Origin of the sequence: Leptolyngbya sp. PL-A3 (genome assembly GCF_039962325.1) — a bacterium.
GTDB lineage: Bacteria > Cyanobacteriota > Cyanobacteriia > Elainellales > Elainellaceae > Vacuolonema.
On sequence record NZ_JAMPLB010000020.1, the window covers coordinates 1 to 19848 of the forward strand.

Consider the following 19848-nt stretch of genomic DNA (forward strand, 5'->3'; position numbering starts at 1 on the left):
GCGATCTAAACGACCTAAGCATCGATTAGGAGGGTCTGGGGCTGTAACCCAGTCCTTGGTGGCCTGAAATGCTCCACCTGAAATGGCAATACTCACGCCAGATGACCCACTAGTGACCTATCCAGGCTAGGTTGAGGGGATATAACCATTTTTGTGTGCTGTGCAACGTGCAGCACACAAAAACGCCTATAAACCGGACTCAGTTTAACAAAACAAAAATGGCTCTAAGTCTATAAGATGAAAGATTGTGTTGTCACGCTAACTCTCGTCTCGGAGACCCGAACCCTATGGAAGTTATACCCGCTATCGACCTGCTAGAGGGCCGCTGTGTGCGGTTGTATCAGGGCGATTATGCTCAATCCCAGGTGTTTAATGACGACCCGGTGGCGGTGGCGCAGCAGTGGGTGGAGCAGGGAGCAACTCGACTGCACCTGGTGGATCTGGATGGGGCAAAAGCGGGACATCCCGTTAACCAGGCGGTAATTCAGGCGATCGCTCAAGCCGTAAGTGTACCTGTAGAAGTTGGTGGTGGGTTGCGCGATCGCGCCTCTGTTACCGATGTGCTGAGCCTGGGTGTACGCTGGGCGATTTTGGGCACAGTAGCGGTGGAGCAACCCGATTTAGTAGCCGATTTATGTGGCGAATTTCCCGGCCAAATTATCGTGGGCATTGATGCTCGTAATGGAAAGGTCGCAACCCGAGGGTGGTTAGAGACCTCGGAAGTCGAGGCGGTTGAACTGGCGCAACGTATGGAACAGTTGGGAGCCGCAGCCATCATTTACACCGATATTCATCGGGATGGTACGCTGCAAGGTCCAAACCACGAAGCCTTAAGAGAATTGGCTCAGGCAATTTCTATCCCGGTGATTGCTTCGGGTGGCATTAGTTCCACGCGCGATCTGCTGAAGTTGCTGGTGCTGGAACCTCAAGGGGTAACAGGGGCGATCGTTGGCAAAGCCCTTTACACAGAAGACTTAAGCTTGAAGGATGCCCTACGAGCAGTAGGGCCGGGCCGCTGGCAAGATGTACCCCCCGACTTTGGCTCATCAACGATCGCTTAGGAGGTTTCTGAAAAACAATATCCCCATTTTTTGGAAAGAGGACGCGGCGAAGCCGCGTCCTCTTTCCAAAAAATGGGGAAGTTCTTTTCTAGAAATCTCCTTAAAGCTTAATCCGTCAGATTTTCCGGTGAGATACGAGAGCTGAATGCGGGACTTTATTCCACATCCATCTCTCGTACCTCACCTGTTTGGAAAGGAGTATAGTTCTTTTTTAAAATGCTGGAATAAGTAGAATCATTATCATTTTCAAATTCGCTCGTTCGCCAAAAAAATATTAAGTTTATTGCTTCGGAATTGATGGTTTAGGAGGTTTTGGAAAGGAGGGTTTGACATCCTAAACCATAGGCAAGTTGGTTTTTTCAGAGAACATTTGAAATCATCAATTCTTGGATAGAGAGCAAACTTGTTAAGCTATGCAGTAGCTCTCCAATTTAATTCTTTTTCAGAAAGTTCTATGCACAACCATAGCCATGAGCAGTGGCAACATTCCCACGATTTTTTAATTGATCGGCAGCAAGCCGAACGCAACACCAAAATTGTATTGCTGCTAACGGCCATCACGATGGTTGCGGAAGTTATTGCCGGAAGCATTTTTGGCTCCATGGCATTGCTAGCAGATGGGTGGCACATGGCAACCCATGTGGCAGCTTTTGGAATTACCGTCTTTGCCTATCAATACGCACGTCGCCATGCTAACAATCCGGCTTTTACCTTTGGGACAGGAAAAGTCGGAGTGTTAGGCGGGTTTACCAGTGCGATCGCCCTGGGAGTCGTGGTATTTCTCATGGCTATTGAGTCGGCAGGCCGTCTTTTTCATCCCGAAAGGATTCAATTCACGGAAGCTATTTATGTCGCGATTATTGGTTTAATCGTCAATCTCGCCAGTGCATTGCTGCTTCAGGATCACCACGGCCATGACCATTACCCTGGCCACCATGCTCACGAGCATGATGACCATCATGACCATGACCATCATGACCATAGCTATCATGCTCACAACCATCCCAAAGATCACAACCTACAAGCGGCCTATGTGCATGTTTTGGCAGACGCTTTAACATCTGTGCTCGCTATTGTTGCTCTGTGTGCAGGCAAGTTCTTGGGATGGGTCTGGTTAGATGCTGTTATGGGTTTTGTTGGGGCTGCTGTCATTGGCCGCTGGGCCTACGGATTGGTGCGTGAAACTAGCGTTATTCTGTTGGATGGCGGTATTGATAAACAAACCCGATTGGCGATCGTGACCGCCATTGAAGACGAGGCCGACAACCAAGTTGTTGATCTGCATGTTTGGAACCTGAGCCCTCACCACCTAGCGGCTACCATTTCCCTCGTAACCCATACCCCTCATCCCCCGGAGCATTATAAGAGCCGGCTCAAGCATATTCCTTCCCTAGCGCATGTTCTGATTGAAGTGAATGCATGCCAGGCAGAATCTTGTAGAGATATGTATGTACCTCAGAATTTTTAGATTGACTGTCATGAGTTGGAAAACTGCCCTAAAGGCCCAAAAACAAATGCTGCTGTCGTGCGGCAGCAGCATTTTGACAACATATACCGGGGTTCAGTCGCTTATAGTGCCAGTGCCCAATTCTTGGCCCATGCCAGGTTCTCCTGCACTCGCTCCATGGTGGGGGCCTCTGAATAAAGGCGCAACACGGGCTCAGTGCCACTGAAGCGAATTAACAGCCAGCTTTGATCCGCCAGTTGAAACTTGTAACCATCGATATCCAGGCAATCAGTTACGGCATGGCCTGCAACAGTGGTGGGAGGATTGGTTTTGAGTTCTGTGAGAACGCGATCGCGCGCCTCCATATTGGCCAGCGGCAGGTCAATGCGGTCATAGCTAGCATCAAAGCCTGTCTTGGCTTGCAAGTCAGCATACTGATCGCTCAAGTCTCTTCCAGCCTGGACGACAGCTTCTAACACATACAGCGCTGAGAGCAGTGCATCCCGTTCGGGAATGTGGTTGCCGTAACCAATGCCACCCGACTCTTCCCCACCCAGGAACACCTTCGACTCCAGCATGCGGTCGGCAATGTACTTGTAGCCTACGGGTGTTTGGTAAAGCTCCAAACCATGAAGTTTTGCCACTTCTGGAATCAGGTTTGAGCCACTGATGGTTTTAACAATTTCTCCCGTAAAACCGCGATGGGTAGCCAGATGTTGAATCAACACGGGAATGAGGATCTGGGAGCTGAGGAAGTTGCCTTGACCATCGACGGCCGCAATGCGATCGCTGTCTCCATCAAACACCAGCCCAACGACCTGCTCGTTGCCCTGACGCTGATACGTCTTAATCTGATGCAACAAATCGGGCAGGTAACGGGGTAACGGTTCCGGCGCACCCCCTCCAAATAGTGGGTCAGCCTCACCATTAATTTCCCGAACCGGAATTCCTAAAATCTGCTCTAGGCCTGTAGCCGCAGCCCCATGCATGACGTCCGCGAACACGACCAGTTGCCCGGAGGCGATTGCCTTCTGAATCATGTCCAGGTTCACCTTGCCCCGCAAAGCTTCGCAATAGCTTGTCCAGGGGTTAAAGGTGGTGAGGGTTCCAGCTTCGGTTTGGGGAAGTTCTTGGGTGAGCATTGCCTCCACGGTTTTGGTCACTTCGGGGGGCACCGAACCACCGAAGTATCCCTTAATCTTTAGACCCGAGTATGCAGCGGGGTTATGGCTGGCAGTGATAACGATTGCTCCCAGGGCATTCTGCTGTTTAGCGGCCCAGCTAAACGCAGGGGTGGGTGCAAAGCACTCTGACAACAACACATCAAACCCGGCTTTCTGGATCGACTCTGCTGCTATCTGGGCAAACTCCACCGATAGGAAACGACGGTCATAGCCCACAATCACCGTTTTACTGGTGACCTGGTCGCCATAGGTTTGTTGCAGGGCGATCGCCGCTCGTGGGGCTACCTGCATCACCCGGTCAAAGGTAAAGTCTGCCGCAATCATGCCACGCCAACCATCGGTGCCGAAGGAGATGGGCTTATTGACGAAGGATGCTGGAGAGAGTGGTCCTGCCATAGGGGAGCTGCCTCAGAGTTAGGGAAATATCAGTAAAATCTGGATGAACGGCTAAATTCAGAGCGGTACGAGGTCAGTGTTGAGGTCGTTTCAAATTTCTCCCGCCATTTTAGTGCGGATTGTTCGTTAAACTTCCCGTTCACAAGACCTTTATCCGGTTGCGTCCCTGGCGTTTGGCTTCCAGAAGCGCTTGTTCGGCCCGTTCCACGACGGCATAGGCATCTGAGTCGCGGGTGCGATCGCGCTGAGCCACCCCAAAACTTACGGTTACAGTCACCAGCCCTGCAGACGTTTCAATGGGATGTTGCTGCACCGTTGCTCGTAGCCGCTCGGCTACATCGGCTGCCGCGTTGAGGGGAGTACGACGGAGGAGAATCAAAAATTCTTCTCCGTCGTAGCGGTACATCAAAGTTCCATGCCGCAGTTGCTTTTGCAACCGTTGCCCTAACGCTTGCAACACTTTATCCCCAGCGTGATTGCCGTAGTTGTCGTTGATGAGTTTGAAGTAGTCAATATCTGCCAGTAAAACGCTAAAGTCGGCCTGAGTCGGCCAGAGAGTAGCATGGCTCAAGCGCATCAATTCCTGATCCAATGCATCCCGGTTGGGCAAGTGGGTGAGGGCATCGCGCCATTCGTTAAGTGGGTCAGGGCGATCGCCCTGACGGGTAACATCAGGGACGCTAAAAATCTGGTTGAGGGCGATCGCAGCGTGGTCAGCGACCTGATACAGGGTTTGCAACTCTTCTACGCGGAAGGAGGGGCGCTCGGCCTCCATGGCCAGCGTCAATACTCCAAAAAATTCTGTTTTAAAAAATACGGGTACCAGTAATAGGGCAGGTACCTCCAACGTTTCGCAGAGGGCTGATTCTATCTCAGCATCCTCAGCTTGCAAAATTACGTAGGAGGCTCCATCCTGCAAAAATTGCTCGGTCAAAGACTCCCAAAGCTTGGGGGTCAGAGGCGAGAGATCCGGTGGAGAAGAGGTTGCACCATTTTCCCAATGAGCACTCAGACTTACTTGTGCCGTGTCACGCAGGTCAAGCATGAGGCAGCAAGCACTTTCATACCCCTGCCCCAACTCCGCCAGGATCTGGTGCAACACCACATCAGGATTCAGCGATGAGTTAAGCAGATGCGTAATTCGCCCGACCAGGGCTGACTGTTGGCGTAACCAGCCCAGCCGCTCCTGTAATGTAGCCTGTTGAAAGCAAATAGCGAGATTTCGAACGGATTCTTTCAGGTCTTGCACCTCGGCTTCCGACCAGCGGGCGATCGCTGGCGCGAAAGTTTGCTCAGGAGTCAACAACGGGGTAGCGGGGATTGCTGCCGGAACTCGCCGTAATTGCAGCACCAATGGCACCAAAGCTTGAGGAGCCACTTCGTCGTCGCTCTCCAATCCCCGCAGGGCTGGACACAGCATCGGTACTAGCAAATCACCGGTACTCAGTTCACTGACCTGGGCATGATCCTCGAAGTCCATAAGCCACCCTGGATAGCTAGAAAGCGCTACACCTTGGATCCCATCTTCAGAAGCTGCCAGGGCTTCTTCTTCCAGCTGCCAACTTTGCCCCAGAAGGTAAACTCGCATTTCATGGGGAAACCCTTCTAGCCGTACCCATATGGCGACCTCTGCTCGGTAGGTTTGTGCCAGGTCATGCAAAGTTGTTCGTAGCAATGGCTCCAGCAAGCCGTCTGTTGAGGTCGGGAGAGGGTAAACAGACACACGATTCCAGGGGGACATAGAAGCCGCCATTGAAAGGTTTTCGGTCAGCGAGTATTGTCCCAACGCCATGTATAAACTGACGTTGGGAGCATCGATTCTACAAAGGCACTGCACCTAATACCCGGAGCTAATCCGTGGAGCGATCGCGCCGTAACAAGTCTTCTAAGGGCGATCGCGCTGAGTCAGGAGTTAATGGTCCCTCATCCGTCTCCTGAAGACGGCGAGGTTTCATATTTTGCTTGGCTTTTTCCGTAGCCTCTGCCAGGATTTTTTTGATTTCCATTTGCGAAATATCCTCCCGAGGTTGCACCTTAGTGGGAGGTTTGGCACCTGAAGCACCCCGAGGGCGATCAGACCAACCACATTTCATACAGATTTGACGACCTGAAGACTTGAGTGGTGGTGCCAGTTTGTGACTACATTTGGGACAGGATTCCAGTGTCATAGAATCAATTCGGTTCTACAGAACTTAGGGATTCGTACCCCAAGGATGCCCAGGGTTGAGGAATTTCCCTTCATCCTAACCTTCGTTTCTGGATGAAAGGGAAATTTCTTATGGCAGTGAAATTCAATGTGAACACCGGACGTGCATCTGGTAGCTATCAGACTACACAAGACCTCTAGAAAGATAATTGTGTAGTTCAACAGCTTTTACATCCTGATGGGCTAGAGGGCTTGTACGGTAGCTTTCTGGCTCATCAACTAAGCTTAACCCCAAGTCGGGAAAGCCCAAGCGCCCATTTTGGCTTTTATTTTTATCAGGATTTAAGCATTCTTGGGGGGTGTAGTGTTCAAAATACGCCACACCCCCCAAGAATGCTCTGCATAGGGTGACTTGCATAAGTCTTAATTTATGTCTGAAGCACTCATTTCTCAGTAAGGCTTTTACTGTAAAAAATGAGCGAACTTGAGAACTTGCGTGGGTTTCGGTGCGACAAACTGAAAATTAATAAAATCTATTGTCGCCTGAGCCAATGCCGTATCCAAACTTTCCCAGTAATGTATGGCGAGAATTGATAATGCTCTGCGATTAACCAACTCACCATAAGTAAGTGAACGACCAGTGTCGTCCAGGCCCAAGCTACCGGAAACCAGGCCCAGCGGCTACCGGGCAGAGGAGGAAATGTGTAAGCCGATAGTCCAATCAGGGTGGGCGGTAGTATCACGACAGCTATACCAACCAGCCAGATCAGACCCGTGAATTGGCCATTCTGTAACGTTCCCGACAACCACCGACGCCCGTTCCAGCGCCATGTCATGGGCTGAGTATCTACAACCTGTACGGTTTGCTCTTGCAGATTAGCCGTCAAAATATGCCGACAAAAATCGCAGGCAAACGCATCCATGAGCGTCAAGCCTGTAATTGAACCGTGACGACAAATAGGACACAAATAGGTATCTTGAAAGCTCAGGGCACGAGCTTCTAAATCGATGGAAGCTCCGGTACGCTTTTTGGGAGAGCTTGATTGAGATTCTGGCATCATGACACCTCCAGGGAGCAGAAGGATTTCATCTTGTCAGACATGTCTCTCACGCCGTGTTCTATACACCACTATCAACCGTTTTGATCGTCTCAACTCCTCCTTCTTCTAACACAATCTGAGGTTCTTGGTTGGCGGCTACATCAACCCGGGCTAATCGAACCCGCCCCGTAATGATGTCTTCTCCGACTCGAACAGGTCGTGAGCCGCCGCCATTGGGTACTTCCACCAACACATTCAGCTGATTACCAATCTGCACAATGCCGCTAATGCGAATTTGCGCAGCGAGAGAGGGTAGAGACGGAGCCGGGGCGATCGCTGCCGGGGCTGCTGCGGGGACAGGAACAGAGGTGACGGGCGCTGCGGCAACTTGGGGGGCAGGCAGAGGAGCGGGAAGAGGGGCGATCGGTGCAGTAGCTACCGGAACGGTTGGTTCCAAAATTGTAGGAGGGACCGGGATAGGAGTCGAGGTTGAACTCATCGCTGATGAGGTACGGGGGCGAACCGGAACAGAACCGGGAAGAATGGACCCGAAGGGATTGGCCCGGCCAGCATTAACTTGAGGCAATCGCTTGAGTGCATCCTGGGAAGGCGAGAGTTCTTCGGGAAGGTCACCTGCTGGGGGGGAAGATTCAGGTTCAGCGTTTTTGGCGACCTTTACGACTGCATCGGGTGAAGCGGGTTCTACCTGAGATGTGGACGTGGGGGTATTGCTTGCACAACCGTATCCCATCAACGTCATGCTAAGAAGGATCATCCACCACCGATATTTCTGCTGCATACACACCTCATCGACTCACTTCAAAAAGGATAACGACGATTTTAGAGAACGCACCAACTTCCCTAGAAACAATGATTGGGTAAGCACTCAGTGCCCACCCAATCACTATGTACAGGTATAAATCGGGATGACAGGATTTGAACCTGCGGCATCCTGCTCCCAAAGCAGGCGCGCTACCAAGCTGCGCTACATCCCGTAGCAGTCTTTTCTAGGTTATCACAGTTTTTGCTAAGACCCTAAATTTTATATCTGCTGATCAGCCATTCTCATTTTGAAATCAGGCCCGAAAACCGCTCGCAAAGGCGAGTAGTTTTCGGGCATCAAAGCCGAGAGTGGGCGCCCTACGGGCGCGCACTCTCGGCTTTGATGCCCATACTGAGAATTGCTGTCTGCTGATAGCAATTCTCGCTGTGAACTTGAAAGGCGAGAGGTCGCGCCCAATCAGCACGAATCTCGCCTTTCAAACCCGAAAACCGCTCGCCTAAAGCGAGCGGTTTTCGGGTTTAATTCCAAAATGAGAATGGCCGGTGTGTTGAGCACACCTAAAATTTAGGATGTCGATCCTAGTCTGGATACCAGAACATTCCCTTAATTCCTTCGGGGTCTGGCATAAAGCCTAGCTGCCGATAGAAGTCCACCACATGGGGATCAGCGAACAGCGTGATGTTGCTAATATCTTCAGTCCGTAATTTTTTGATGAGTTGGGCCATGAGCGCTTTTCCAAGGCCCTTACCCTGAAAGTCAGGATGAACCACTACATCCCAAATAGTGGCATTAAATGCATGGTCAGAAGTGGCCCGCGAGAACCCAATCAAACGGCGCTGGGTGCCCTTCTGCTCCCACATCGTGAGCACCATAAAGCTGTGCTGAATGGCTTTCTTAACTTTCCGGAGAGGACGCCGTGACCAACCTACGGCATCGCATAGTTCCTCTAGCTCATAGAGGTCGATGTCGCGATCGGTACTAAAAAAGATGCGAGATCCTGTCCCTGCCGCCAGACTGGATGAGGCCGCCCCCTCAGTCTGTACTGGTCTGGTGGTGGCGGTCTCTGAGGTACTAAACAAGCTTTTCCAAAAACCCATGCGAGTAGCACCAACCCGACGAACGATGTATCTGAGGTACTAGCTAGTATATCCCCCCTTTCCCAGCTTGAGCGATACGACGGAAGTCCATCCTAAAAGCTGCTGGCATTTTCCTTTCTCTACCGGCGTTACCCTGGGAGGGCGATCGCCCCTATATAAATCAGAGCCAAGGAGATCCAGATGGGGAGTGCTATACCTCAAAACTATAGGTTAGCCTAAAAGTTCATCTCGTAATTTTGAACAGGGTGTCGTAAAGTTAGCTTTTCTAGTCAGAATTAACTTACATATTCGGTACCTTCCCTCTTCTCAGGCGGACAGACCAGGTTTCCTCCCCACTATGGCTTCGGGCTTAAAATCATCGACGTTGGAACTGTTGAAGCGCTTCAACCGAGCGTTTCCTCAGTTCTATGAGCAGTTTGTGAGCAGCGAGATTCAGCTCCAAAATCTGCGACTGGCCTATCATCTTTACAAAACGAAACAAGCAGTCATTGAACTGAAGCCTGAAGGCAACAAAAGCGCCCTGCATTTTGCCTACCGGAATCAGTCTTTTTTACTCAGTGACATTTTCGGCGTGCTAGCTGCCTATGGGTTAACCATCCACAGCCTTAGCTTGTATGGGCAAATTTACCCACCCATGTTGGTGTTCATCAAGTTGGTGGTGTCGCGGGGTGGCAAAGTACTCTCGGATAAGACCGCTGAGAATGTCTGTCGGGCCGTGCGTGAGGCGCTGGCGGGCCGTTTTGAAGTGGAAGAAATGCTGGCGGTCGAGTTTAACCTGGATGCAGGCTTAGAGCAGGTTGAAACGGAGTTTTATGTAGATCCAGTCTTTCATCTTCCTGCTCTGCTCATTGAGGCTGACAACCAACCAGGTCTTTTTTACAAGGTGATGTACGCGATCTGGCAGGAAGATTTGCTGGTAGTCAATGCCAATTTGTTGGTTTGGCGAGGGCGGACACGGTTGATCTTGTACTTGCTGGGTCCGAACGAAAATTTGATTCCAGAATATTTGGGGCAAAAAATTGCTGAGAGTGTTCGCCAGCGTCTACTGGGGCGTCAGTTTTAATTCGTACCCTGCAAAAGCTTAGGAGATTTCCAGTAATGAAATTACCCCCCAGAATGTTGGTGCTTTGCCCGCGAAGCGGGCAAAGCACCAACATTCTGGGTAAATTCTTATGCAGAAACCTCCTTAGAGTCCACTTGCTGAATTACTAGGGGCTGAAGGGGTGCTGGAAATATGTTGAGTATATTTTAATGCAGCATAGTTAGTTATCTCTTTGCTCTGGGCATGTTTTAGTTAGACCCATGCGGGGTTAGAAATGGGAGTTTCTTTTGAGGGACTCCCATTTTCAATTCCAATGGTTGCACCTCACAGTACTCTGAGTAGTTCTTCTAAACCCTTTGACGTACAGCATTTTCCAGTCTGGTAGGTACGAGACAATGGGTGTGAGACGGCGTCTCATGCCCGTCTCTCGTACCTACCAGACTGGAAAGTTAATAAGCTTTATGCAGGTGGACAAGGGTCTCAGAAGAACTGCCAGAATTCATGACCTCAGGGTTTGGCATTGTACCTATGGCTGTTTTTCTTCGGGAGCGATCGCCCTCTCTCCCTCAGCGCTTGCGGCGCTTTTCCTGGATTGGGTTGGTTGGATTAACGATCGCAGGGACTAGCCTTTGGGGGCTACGGTGGGCGCGATCGCTCCATGCTGAGCCCTTACTGCAACCCCTCCCCCAGGATCCGTATATCCAGGCATACTTTAATCACTCTGAAGCATCGTTTTATACCGAGCCTTACCGCCATCAATCTCGTCAGGGGGATAACTTGGAGCAGGTGGTGATTGATGCTGTCCAATCAGCTCATGAGTCGGTAGACGTGGCTGTGCAGGAATTGCGCTTACCCGGAATTGCGATCGCCCTCCGGGAACGGCAGCAAGCGGGTGTAAGAGTCCGTATCATTCTTGAGAACTCGTACCGTCAACCTCTCAGTGAAATGGCGTCTCAGGGGACGGTTGCAATGGAGGAACGGGATCGCGATCGCTTCGAGGATGCCATCCAAATCATCGATCAAAATCGGGATGGGCACCTTTCCCCGGAAGAAATTGCCCAAAACGATGCGCTGGTGATTTTAGAGCGAGCAGGTATCCCAATTCTGGATGACCGGGCCGATGGTTCGCGGGGCAGTGCTCTGATGCATGACAAGTTTGTCGTGGTGGATGGGCATACCCTTGTGGTGGGTTCTGCTAATTTCACCCCATCAGATATGCATGGTGACTTTTTAGCTCCCGATACCCATGGCAATGCCAATCACTTACTGAGAATTGAAAACCGGGAGCTAGCACAAACATTTAGCCGCGAATTTGCCCTTATGTGGGGCGATGGTGTTGGGAAGGAACCCGATAGCAAGTTTGGGTTACAGAAACCCTACCGTGGTCCTCAGACTGTCACACTTGCCCCTGGCTCAACCGTTACGGTGCAGTTTTCTCCAACGTCGCCCTCTCAAAATTGGTGGGTGAGTGGCAACGGACTCATTGGTCGTACGCTCAGTCAGGCTCAGCAACGAATTGATATCGCGCTCTTCGTGTTTAGTGACCAGTATCTCAGCTATGTGTTAGAAGCCCGTCACCATGAGGGGGTATCGGTACAAGCTTTGATCGATGCCAATTTCTTTTCCCGAAACTATAGTGAGGGGTTGGATATGATGGGCGTTGCGCTGCCGGATGATCGCTGCCGTATTGAAGCGGGCAATCATCCCTGGAATGAGGCGATCGCCTCTGTTGGCACGCCTAATCTTCCGGACGGCGATATGCTGCATCACAAATTTGCTGTGGTCGATGGTACTACGGTGATTACGGGTTCTCAGAACTGGAGTGCATCGGCTAACCAGAGCAATGATGAAAATGTTCTGGTGATCCACAATGCCACTGTTGCAGCCCACTTTGAGCGGGAATTTGAACGGCTGTATCGGGATGCAGCGCTGGGTGTTCCCCTGAACATTCAGGAGAAAATTCACGAACAGACGGCTAGATGTCAGCACTAAGCGAGTTCTCTTGGGTTTCCCACTTTTGCAAATTGGGAAACCCACTTTTGTAAGTGAAGGCACCTGTTCTCTTGGGACCGAGGCATCTTGTTATGCGTGGTGTGTGAAGCAGACCACGCATAACAAGATGCCTCAGTCCTGTTTCTGTGCGCGGCGCATCCAAAAATCAACGATTCAAACTATCCTGGGTTCCTGCCTTTTCTCTCCATTCCTTCGCTATGCTGAAGAAGTTTGCAAAACGTTATCTTCAGCCTTGAGGGGATTCTGTTTATGACTCAGAGCCCAGCCCGCATCTGTATTCTGGGGGGTGGTTTTGGCGGCCTCTACACAGCCCTGCGCCTCAGCCAGTTGCCCTGGAGCGGGGGTGAAAAGCCTGAAATTATGCTGGTGGATCAGCGCGATCGCTTTCTCTTCCTACCCCTACTGTATGAGCTGGTGAGCGGAGAACTGCAAACCTGGGAGATTGCGCCACCTTTTCCTGAGTTGTTAGACAACACAGGTATTCGTTTTATACAGGCAAAGGTGAGTGGTATTGATATTGAAAGCCGCACCGTTTTTCTAGAGGAGCAACCACCGTTGCCCTACGATCGCCTGGTTCTTGCCCTGGGAGGTGAGACGCCGATGGCCATGGCTCCAGGGGTTGAAGAACATGCGATTGCTTTCCGATCGGTAGAGGATGCCTATCGTTTGCAGGAGCGGCTCAGGTTTTTAGAGGATTCGGATCAGGATCGCATCCGAATTGCGATTGCCGGAGCGGGGTACAGTGGGGTGGAGCTAGCCTGTAAACTGGCAGAGCGGCTGGGCGATCGTGGTCGCATACGGTTGGTGGAGTTGAGCGACCAAATTCTTCGCACGTCGCCGGAATTTAACCGAGAAACCGCTCAGAAGGCATTAGAGCGACTGGGCGTCTGGATTGATCTCGAAACCCAGATTACCAATGTCGCCGCTGATAGTCTGTCCCTGGAATTTAGAGGCGCGGTCGATACCATTCCCGTTGACCTGGTGTTGTGGACGGTTGGCACCAAGGTCGCTGAGGTATTAAACGACTTACCCCTGAAGAAGAACAAGCGGGGGCAGTTGATTGTGACACCAACCTTGCAGGTAGAGGACCACCCAGAAATTTTTGCCTTGGGAGACTCTGCCGAGTGCCGAGATGCCGAAGGGCAACAGGTGCCGGGCACCGCTCAGGCTGCTTTTCAGGAGGCAGATTACACGGGGTGGAATGTGTGGGCCTCGTTGAGCGATCGCCCCCTTCTTCCTTTCCGGTATCAGCACCTCGGTGAGATGATCTCGCTGGGCACGGATAATGCGACACTTTCTGGGCTTGGAGTCAAACTAGAGGGCCCTTTGGCTTATGTAGCGCGACGGCTGGCTTATCTGTATCGCATGCCTACCTTTGAACATCAGGTGAAGGTTGGGCTGAACTGGATTTCAAAGCCTCTTCGGGACTTTCTCTCTGCTACCCGCTAATATCCATGTCGGGTTAGATGCCGATGATAAAAAGTGGTGCGGCGCAAAGCGCCCCACCACTTTTTATCATCGCATTTAGCCTTACTTGTTATAAGTGCCCATTTTGGAGGGAGCACAAAGCGCGCTCCTCCAGAAATCCCTGACCTTGAACTAGGTTAACAATACACGGACAGCTTCTTTTTTAAGAAGGGGTGAGCACATAGCTCATCGCTTCTAAATTTGTATACAAAAACTCACTGAATTTTTTTCCAAAAAACTCTCGTTTCAAGCTCAATAGAGTTTAATAAGATACCTTGTATAGAATTTCGCGTTCTCCAATAGGTCGGCTGCCTCTACCGGGGCGCTCACGGTTTTTTCAGTTCGTTTAGCAGTAACCAGGCATGGCCGCTCAAAAACCTAAAGTGATCTTTTTCGATGCTGTTGGCACCCTTTTTGGGGTTCAGGGAAGTGTTGGAGAAGTCTATAGCCAACTGGCTCAACAGTTTGGGGTTACGGTAGACCCAAAGGCTCTAAATCTAGCCTTTTTTGACAGTTTTGAATCGGCTGGCTCCCTGGCGTTTCCAGGTACGGCTCCGGAAGATATTCCTGAGCGGGAGTATGGATGGTGGTGGGCGATCGCTGCCGAAACCTTTCAGAAGGTGGGGGCTTTGAATCAATTTGCCGACTTTCCCACATTCTTCAGCGCCCTCTATGATCACTTCGCCAGTGCTGAGCCCTGGTTTGTCTACCCCGACACCCTGAATACCCTGAACCATTGGGCTAATCAGGGCGTGGAGCTGGGAGTTGTCTCTAATTTCGACTCTCGTATTCACACTGTGATGGAGACCCTGGGCCTGTCAAGCTTTTTCACGTCGGTCACCATTTCCTCGGAAGTTGGGGTGGCCAAGCCCGATGCTCGCGTGTTTGAGATGGCCTTGCAAAAACACAACTGCACCCCTGAGGAAGCCTGGCACATTGGCGATAGCTTTCAGGATGACTACCAGGGGGCACGGGCAGCCGGGTTGCGGGGCTTCTGGTTGAAGCGAAGCCGGGAGTCGTAATGGTACTGGGTGCGATGACCCATCTGGCGTTGCGGGTGAGCGATCGCCCCCGCTCCGAGGTTTTCTATGATCGGGTTTTAGGGTTACTTGGCTATCGCCGTACCGCGCAGACTGATGAGTTTACTCTGTGGTGGTCACCCCGAGCGGGAGCCATCACGATTTCAGCTCTGCCTGAGCTGTCTTCGACCCAGGTATTTTCTACCCTCCACCATCTAGCCTTTAATGCGGATTCCCGTGAGCAGGTGGATGCGTTTTACCAACATTTACAAACGTTAGGTATCCCGGTTCTTAAGGCTCCTGCACGGGCACTCCATCCAGAGACCTCTGCCGTTACCGAGCCTGACTCGGCGGGGAAGGAATCTTTTGAGGATTCTGTGACTCCTTCAGAAGGCTTCCCTGTAGTTTCTGCCCCCGAGCAGGGGGAGTATTATGCAGTCCTGTTTAAAGATCCTGACGGACTCTGCCTTGAGCTGGTTTACATCGGCTAAGCTTGGGGAATTTTCCGTACACTGAAGTGTGTAAGAGCCGCATCGGTACTATTCGGATGTTTTTACAACCTACCCAGCGCACGAAGCTTAACGAGAACGACGACGATCAGTTCTACAGCGTCCCCCGGTTCGTTACCCATGTGGATGAAGGATTTATCCAACAGTTAACGGATTTGTATCGCGATCGCCTACAACCGGGTACTCGTATTTTGGACTTAATGAGCAGTTGGGTTTCTCATCTGCCTGAGGAGATCCAGTTTGCTCATGTGGAAGGCCATGGACTCAATGCAGAGGAACTGGCTCGCAATCCGCGACTGGATCACTACTTCACTCAAAACTTAAATAAGCAACAGCTTTTACCGCTCCCTGATCAATCCTTTGATGCGGTACTGATTACAGTTTCAGTGCAGTATTTGCAACGGCCCGAAGCCGTGTTTGCGGAGATCTATCGCACTCTTAAGGTTGGCGGTATTGCTATCGTCAGTTTTTCGAACCGGATGTTTTACGAGAAGGCGATTCAGGCCTGGCGTGAGGCATCTGAGCCGGAACGAGTGCAACTGGTGCAGTCTTACTTTGCTGCAATTCCAGGGTTTGCGGAAATTGAGGCGATCGCCCAACCGTCCACCCTGCCTTCAATCCTGCGAATGATTGGAATTCCAGGAGGTGATCCTTTTTATGCTGTGATAGCCCGTCGGGTGAGCTAAATCCTATGTTCAAAGTCATCACCCCTAATTTTTCTCAGGAATTTCAGCGCTGGACGGATGCGCTAGAAATGGCGAACTCTCTCAAACCCAAATGCCGCAGTTTGCTGCATGACGTCCGCATCTATGACGGTGAGGATCTGATTTGGGTTTACAGCCTCTCCCACACGTACCCGCAATACATTGGAGCCGGAACCTACAACCGTTTGGTTCGCCTCTTTATTCAGGAAGCCATGGAAGAAGCTGAGGCCGTAGAAGACGATTCTATTCCTAGTTCTTCTAGTTAACGTCAGTTCGGGATAAGCCGAACCGCCCATTATTGCGTGCGCGACGCGCACGCAATAATGGGCTTTTTCGAGTGCCACACGAAGCGCGGCACTCGAAAAAGCCCTTAACCCGAACTGAGGTTAGTTAATAAAATGGGCGCGGTGCTTGACGCCGTGCCCATTTTATTAGGCCTCTTGCATCTATCAGTTTTGAGTACGTGAATTGTTGTGTGACACGGCCACACAACAATTCAGCAATTCTCATTTTGAAATCAGGCCCGAAAACCGCGCGCCAAAGGCGCGCGGTTTTCGGGCATCAAAGCCAAGAGTTCACGCCCGTAGGGCGTGAACTCTTGGCTTTGATGCCCATACTGAGAATTGCTGACAACAATTCACGATGGATGCATCAATCGTCTTTGAGTGCATGAATTGTTGTGCGGCGCAGCCACACAACAATTCACGACGGGAGTTCGGTACTAAGGAACTTGCCAGATTCGCTCATGGTACTTTGCTGGCTCAGCATAAGGATCTGGTGCCGGAGCACCATGGTCATGGCCGTGATTATGACTATGGTTATGACTATGTCCATGGCTATGGCCGTGGTCGTGGCTATGCCCATGATTGTGTCCATGGTCATGATTATGGCCGTGGCTGTGACCTGCTTCTACAGCCGCTAAGCGGAACTTGCACATCTCACAGTTCATGGCGACCTGTCCTAATTGGGTTTCGATTTCTCGCTCCCGTAGAATGCTGAACAGGTGAGGGTGCAATCCCATTTCTGGGAGGCAAATCGTTGGGATGTCGGGGAACTGTGTTTGCTGTTGGGCGGTGATGTCGTAGATTTTCTTCACCAGTACACCTGTAAACAAGAAGTACGGCAGAACAACGATGCGTTTGGGCTGATACAGTCGTGCTCGACGGAAGCCTTCCTCCAGACGCGGGTGGGTAATGCCAATGAAGCAGACCTCAACGGTGTTATAGCCGCTGCCTTCCCAGAGAACGCGAGCCATTTTGTATACGTCGCCGTTGGCATCGGGGTCGCTAGCTCCACGACCGACGAATAGCAAAACGGTGTCTTCCCGGGCAATACCCTGAGGGTTCCATTCGGGCTTATCGAGTTCTTCGAGGCGCGATCGCCACAAATCCAAAATGCCCGGCGCGATACCAAAGTGCCGCCCATAGTGGAACTTCACCTGTGGATGCTGTTGCCGAGCGCGATCTAACTCGTTGGTGATATCGAACTTGTTGTGACGGGCCGCAAACAGCAACACCGGCAGCACCGACAAATCGGTGTACCCCAACTTCACGCACTCATCCACACCCTGCTGAATTGACGGCTCGGTCAGTTCTAAAAAGCACGGAATAATGGGGCGAGAGGTGTCCAACTGTTGGTAAGCAGCGGCAAAATCGAGCAAGCCCTGGCGGCCCGCTTCATCGCGGCTACCGTGGCCTACTAGCAGGAGGGGACGATTTTCGGGAAGAGGGGGGAGAGCGATCGCCGTATCAATCGCCACATCAATTTCTGACAAGGAAGGGGTAACCGTTGAAAGCAAATGGGACATAAAACGAGGACTCTCTCCTGTGCAACGCAGGATATAGAGTGAAAAGGCTCCAGGCAGGCATTCTGGCTAAGGGAATGAAAATGAAAACCAGGACAGTGGGTATCACTATGGCAGTTTTTCCATTCATCATCCCATCACAGCTGCGGCACAGCGCCGGATTTGCACCGACCTTTCCCCACCTGTGGCTGTTCACGTTTGCCCCGTTATCTTAGCCCAAATAGCTTGACTCATACTCTTCGCTTGATACCACCAAACTTCAGAAACCCAATTTTGCCGCTGTGAGCGGCGGCAAAATTGGGTTTCTGAAGTTTGATACAGTCTTCCTGACAAACAGTTGGGTCGTGCGAAGCAATAACGATAGTCTGTTTGGTTGGCTGGCACGGCCCTATGGGCCAAAAAATCAACCGGACGGGCTCTTCTGGACGCTGAGAGCATCGGCTTCTAGAATATGAGGTTGAACTTGACCCGTCGGCGAGGAGCGAAAACAATGATGCAACAGCGTGGTGTAACGGTCTGGTTTACAGGATTGAGTGGTGCAGGAAAAACCACGATTCGGATGGCCGTAGAGAAAGCACTGCGCGATCGCCATCTCAAGGTTGAGGTTTTGGATGGCGATATTGTGCGCCAGAACTTGACCCGAGGGCTAGGCTTTAGCAAGGAAGACCGCGATGAAAACATCCGCCGTATCGGGTTTGTGGCCCATCTGTTGAGCCGGAATGGGGTAATTGTGCTGGTGTCTGCGATTTCACCCTATCGCAACACCCGTGAAGAGGTGCGTCAGAAAATTGGTGATTTTGTTGAGGTGTATGTCAACGCCCCCCTGTCAGTTTGCGAAGAACGGGATGTCAAAGGGCTTTACAAGAAGGCAAGAGCTGGGGAAATCAAGCAGTTCACGGGTATTGATGACCCTTATGAGGCACCCCTAAACCCCGAGGTGGAGTGCCACACTGACCAGGAAACCCTGGAGGAAAGTACGGCAAAAGTTCTCGACTATCTGCAACAGGCCGGTTATCTGTCTGAAGCTTCGATAGCGGTTTAACCTCCAATCGCATTCTGCCTATTGAGCACAAAACACCCCTATGGGGGCGTTTTGTGCTCAATAGGCAAAGACAGGTTAGTTGAAAGCGTAGGCTGCCATGCTCAGAGATCCATAGGTGTATCCCTGATGAATCTGCTGACCTTTGGCCTGTTCTCCGCCTGCTCCCAGTGCCACAAATAGAGGCAGTAGATGTTCGTCTGTCGGGTGGCTTAAGGCAGCGTGAGGGGCAAGCGCTCGATAATCCAACAGCCGCTCCGTAGAGGAGAGGGCGATCGCTTCTGCTAACCAGCGATCGAACACCATAGCCCAATCTGCCGGGGATGTATTGTCCTGACCATCCAATGCTCCCAAATTATGGGTTACCGCACCACTTGCGAAGATTAAAACCCCTTCATCCCGCAATGGAGCCAGCACTTGTCCTACTCGGAGGTGATGGGCTGGGCCAAGGTAGGGCTGAATGGAGAGCTGGGTGACAGGAATGTCAGCTTCAGGATAAACGAGCAAAAGCGGATTCCATGCCCCGTGGTCTAGACCACGAGAGGGGTGAATATCAGCTTGAAATCCAGCATCCACCAGGCGTTGGGATACCTGTCTTGCCAGCTCAGGCGCACCTGGGGCTGGGTAGCGCAGCCGATACAGCGCTTCTGGAAAGCCGTTGAAGTCATGAATTGTTTTGGGCTGCGGCGCGGCACTTACCATCGGATACGGTGTCTCCCAATGGGCAGAAACCGCCAGAATGGCTTTTGGCCTGGGCAATTCTGTCGCGAGACGACGCAAAAAATCTTGCGTTGGCCCAGTTCGTATCGGCAGATCAGGCGCACCGTGGGAGATAAAGAGCGACGGCAGACGTTGCATAAAATCCGACCTCAAACACAAAAAATAAGCTAGAGATACTGGTAGATAATTTCATCTGCAATTATTCTAACACGTACTATCGCGGTATTTAAGGAGGTTTCTGCATAAGAATTTATCTAGAATGTTGGTGCTTTGCCCGCGAAGCGGGCAAAGCACCAACATTCTGGGGGTAATTTCATTACTGGAAATCTCCTAAGTTGATACTGAAGGTATAGCCTTACGCAATGAGGTTAGGACG

General features: G+C 51.3%; 18 protein-coding genes, 1 tRNA gene and 1 riboswitch. Of the genes, 10 read left to right on the top strand and 9 right to left on the bottom strand.

All coding sequences use genetic code 11. The features are described 5' to 3' along the window. The first annotated feature begins 287 nt into the window (after positions 1-287). Positions 288-1061: a 1-(5-phosphoribosyl)-5-[(5-phosphoribosylamino)methylideneamino]imidazole-4-carboxamide isomerase gene (gene hisA, locus NDI52_RS16350; RefSeq protein WP_190772904.1), complete on the top strand. Its 774-nt coding sequence runs from the start codon at positions 288-290 to the stop codon at positions 1059-1061. Positions 1062-1515: 454 nt separating this feature from the next. Next, positions 1516-2529 carry a CDF family Co(II)/Ni(II) efflux transporter DmeF gene (gene dmeF, locus NDI52_RS16355; protein WP_190772903.1) on the top strand — a complete coding sequence of 338 codons (1014 nt, stop codon included), beginning with the start codon at positions 1516-1518 and terminating at the stop codon, positions 2527-2529. Positions 2530-2630: 101 nt separating this feature from the next. On the opposite strand, the gene NDI52_RS16360 is transcribed toward dmeF, so the two are convergent. From NDI52_RS16360 to NDI52_RS16390, 7 genes are all read right to left on the bottom strand, one after another. Further along, positions 2631-4088, bottom strand: a complete 1458-nt coding sequence (locus tag NDI52_RS16360; protein WP_190772902.1) for a phosphoglucomutase/phosphomannomutase family protein — start codon at positions 4086-4088, stop codon at positions 2631-2633. Positions 4089-4227: 139 nt separating this feature from the next. Next, positions 4228-5880 (bottom strand): sensor domain-containing diguanylate cyclase, encoded by a 1653-nt coding sequence (locus NDI52_RS16365; protein ID WP_348256467.1) that lies wholly within the window; start codon positions 5878-5880, stop codon positions 4228-4230. A 58-nt stretch (positions 5881-5938) separates the two neighbouring features. Beyond that, positions 5939-6256, bottom strand: a complete 318-nt coding sequence (locus NDI52_RS16370) for a hypothetical protein (RefSeq protein WP_190772907.1) — start codon at positions 6254-6256, stop codon at positions 5939-5941. A gap of 511 nt (positions 6257-6767) precedes the next feature. Continuing rightward, positions 6768-7295 carry a hypothetical protein gene (locus NDI52_RS16375; protein WP_242035642.1) on the bottom strand — a complete coding sequence of 176 codons (528 nt, stop codon included), beginning with the start codon at positions 7293-7295 and terminating at the stop codon, positions 6768-6770. Positions 7296-7353: 58 nt separating this feature from the next. Then, positions 7354-8073: a hypothetical protein gene (locus tag NDI52_RS16380; RefSeq protein WP_190772900.1), complete on the bottom strand. Its 720-nt coding sequence runs from the start codon at positions 8071-8073 to the stop codon at positions 7354-7356. Between the two features lie 122 nt (positions 8074-8195). Then, positions 8196-8269, bottom strand: a tRNA-Pro gene (locus NDI52_RS16385). 367 nt (positions 8270-8636) lie between these two features. Continuing rightward, positions 8637-9155 (bottom strand): GNAT family N-acetyltransferase, encoded by a 519-nt coding sequence (locus tag NDI52_RS16390; protein WP_190772861.1) that lies wholly within the window; start codon positions 9153-9155, stop codon positions 8637-8639. A gap of 337 nt (positions 9156-9492) precedes the next feature. Here NDI52_RS16390 and NDI52_RS16395 point away from each other — a divergent pair, with 337 nt between their 5' ends. The 7 genes from NDI52_RS16395 to NDI52_RS16425 all read left to right on the top strand — a co-directional run bounded on the left by NDI52_RS16395 (position 9493) and on the right by NDI52_RS16425 (position 16175). Then, complete coding sequence (locus NDI52_RS16395) at positions 9493-10218, top strand: hypothetical protein (RefSeq protein ID WP_190772860.1); 726 nt, start codon at positions 9493-9495, stop codon at positions 10216-10218. A 507-nt stretch (positions 10219-10725) separates the two neighbouring features. After that, a complete protein-coding gene (locus NDI52_RS16400) occupies positions 10726-12189 on the top strand; it encodes a phospholipase D-like domain-containing protein (RefSeq protein WP_190789244.1) in 1464 nt (487 codons plus the stop codon). Positions 12190-12459: 270 nt separating this feature from the next. Beyond that, positions 12460-13659, top strand: a complete 1200-nt coding sequence (locus tag NDI52_RS16405) for an NAD(P)/FAD-dependent oxidoreductase (RefSeq protein ID WP_190773625.1) — start codon at positions 12460-12462, stop codon at positions 13657-13659. A gap of 380 nt (positions 13660-14039) precedes the next feature. Then, a complete protein-coding gene (locus NDI52_RS16410) occupies positions 14040-14699 on the top strand; it encodes an HAD-IA family hydrolase (protein WP_190773624.1) in 660 nt (219 codons plus the stop codon). After that, positions 14699-15187, top strand: a complete 489-nt coding sequence (locus tag NDI52_RS16415) for a VOC family protein (protein WP_190773623.1) — start codon at positions 14699-14701, stop codon at positions 15185-15187. Before NDI52_RS16410 ends, NDI52_RS16415 begins: the two co-directional genes overlap by 1 nt. Positions 15188-15243: 56 nt before the next feature. Then, on the top strand, positions 15244-15891 hold the full coding sequence (locus NDI52_RS16420) for a class I SAM-dependent methyltransferase (protein ID WP_190789243.1): 648 nt from the start codon (positions 15244-15246) through the stop codon (positions 15889-15891). Positions 15892-15896: 5 nt separating this feature from the next. After that, a complete protein-coding gene (locus tag NDI52_RS16425) occupies positions 15897-16175 on the top strand; it encodes a hypothetical protein (protein WP_190773621.1) in 279 nt (92 codons plus the stop codon). 455 nt (positions 16176-16630) lie between these two features. On the opposite strand, the gene NDI52_RS16430 is transcribed toward NDI52_RS16425, so the two are convergent. Next, complete coding sequence (locus tag NDI52_RS16430) at positions 16631-17716, bottom strand: sirohydrochlorin chelatase (RefSeq protein WP_190773620.1); 1086 nt, start codon at positions 17714-17716, stop codon at positions 16631-16633. Positions 17717-17750: 34 nt separating this feature from the next. Next, a riboswitch (cobalamin riboswitch) is annotated at positions 17751-17914 on the bottom strand. A gap of 292 nt (positions 17915-18206) precedes the next feature. Between NDI52_RS16430 and cysC the strand changes: the two genes are divergently transcribed. Further along, entirely contained in the window at positions 18207-18755 is a 549-nt protein-coding gene (gene cysC, locus NDI52_RS16435) for an adenylyl-sulfate kinase (RefSeq protein WP_190773626.1), read from the top strand. A gap of 75 nt (positions 18756-18830) precedes the next feature. Here cysC and NDI52_RS16440 read toward each other — a convergent pair whose 3' ends face one another. Next, positions 18831-19610: a class III extradiol ring-cleavage dioxygenase gene (locus NDI52_RS16440; protein ID WP_190773619.1), complete on the bottom strand. Its 780-nt coding sequence runs from the start codon at positions 19608-19610 to the stop codon at positions 18831-18833. Between the last annotated feature and the right edge of the window lie 238 nt (positions 19611-19848).

Coding starts and splice junctions, on each gene's coding strand:
- hisA (WP_190772904.1), top strand. CDS start 288: ATGGAAGTTATACCCGCTATCGACCTGCTAGAGGGCCGCTGTGTGCGG.
- dmeF (WP_190772903.1), top strand. CDS start 1,516: ATGCACAACCATAGCCATGAGCAGTGGCAACATTCCCACGATTTTTTA.
- NDI52_RS16360 (WP_190772902.1), bottom strand. CDS start 4,088: ATGGCAGGACCACTCTCTCCAGCATCCTTCGTCAATAAGCCCATCTCC.
- NDI52_RS16365 (WP_348256467.1), bottom strand. CDS start 5,880: ATGGCGTTGGGACAATACTCGCTGACCGAAAACCTTTCAATGGCGGCT.
- NDI52_RS16370 (WP_190772907.1), bottom strand. CDS start 6,256: ATGACACTGGAATCCTGTCCCAAATGTAGTCACAAACTGGCACCACCA.
- NDI52_RS16375 (WP_242035642.1), bottom strand. CDS start 7,295: ATGATGCCAGAATCTCAATCAAGCTCTCCCAAAAAGCGTACCGGAGCT.
- NDI52_RS16380 (WP_190772900.1), bottom strand. CDS start 8,073: ATGCAGCAGAAATATCGGTGGTGGATGATCCTTCTTAGCATGACGTTG.
- NDI52_RS16390 (WP_190772861.1), bottom strand. CDS start 9,155: ATGGGTTTTTGGAAAAGCTTGTTTAGTACCTCAGAGACCGCCACCACC.
- NDI52_RS16395 (WP_190772860.1), top strand. CDS start 9,493: ATGGCTTCGGGCTTAAAATCATCGACGTTGGAACTGTTGAAGCGCTTC.
- NDI52_RS16400 (WP_190789244.1), top strand. CDS start 10,726: ATGGCTGTTTTTCTTCGGGAGCGATCGCCCTCTCTCCCTCAGCGCTTG.
- NDI52_RS16405 (WP_190773625.1), top strand. CDS start 12,460: ATGACTCAGAGCCCAGCCCGCATCTGTATTCTGGGGGGTGGTTTTGGC.
- NDI52_RS16410 (WP_190773624.1), top strand. CDS start 14,040: ATGGCCGCTCAAAAACCTAAAGTGATCTTTTTCGATGCTGTTGGCACC.
- NDI52_RS16415 (WP_190773623.1), top strand. CDS start 14,699: ATGGTACTGGGTGCGATGACCCATCTGGCGTTGCGGGTGAGCGATCGC.
- NDI52_RS16420 (WP_190789243.1), top strand. CDS start 15,244: ATGTTTTTACAACCTACCCAGCGCACGAAGCTTAACGAGAACGACGAC.
- NDI52_RS16425 (WP_190773621.1), top strand. CDS start 15,897: ATGTTCAAAGTCATCACCCCTAATTTTTCTCAGGAATTTCAGCGCTGG.
- NDI52_RS16430 (WP_190773620.1), bottom strand. CDS start 17,716: ATGTCCCATTTGCTTTCAACGGTTACCCCTTCCTTGTCAGAAATTGAT.
- cysC (WP_190773626.1), top strand. CDS start 18,207: ATGCAACAGCGTGGTGTAACGGTCTGGTTTACAGGATTGAGTGGTGCA.
- NDI52_RS16440 (WP_190773619.1), bottom strand. CDS start 19,610: ATGCAACGTCTGCCGTCGCTCTTTATCTCCCACGGTGCGCCTGATCTG.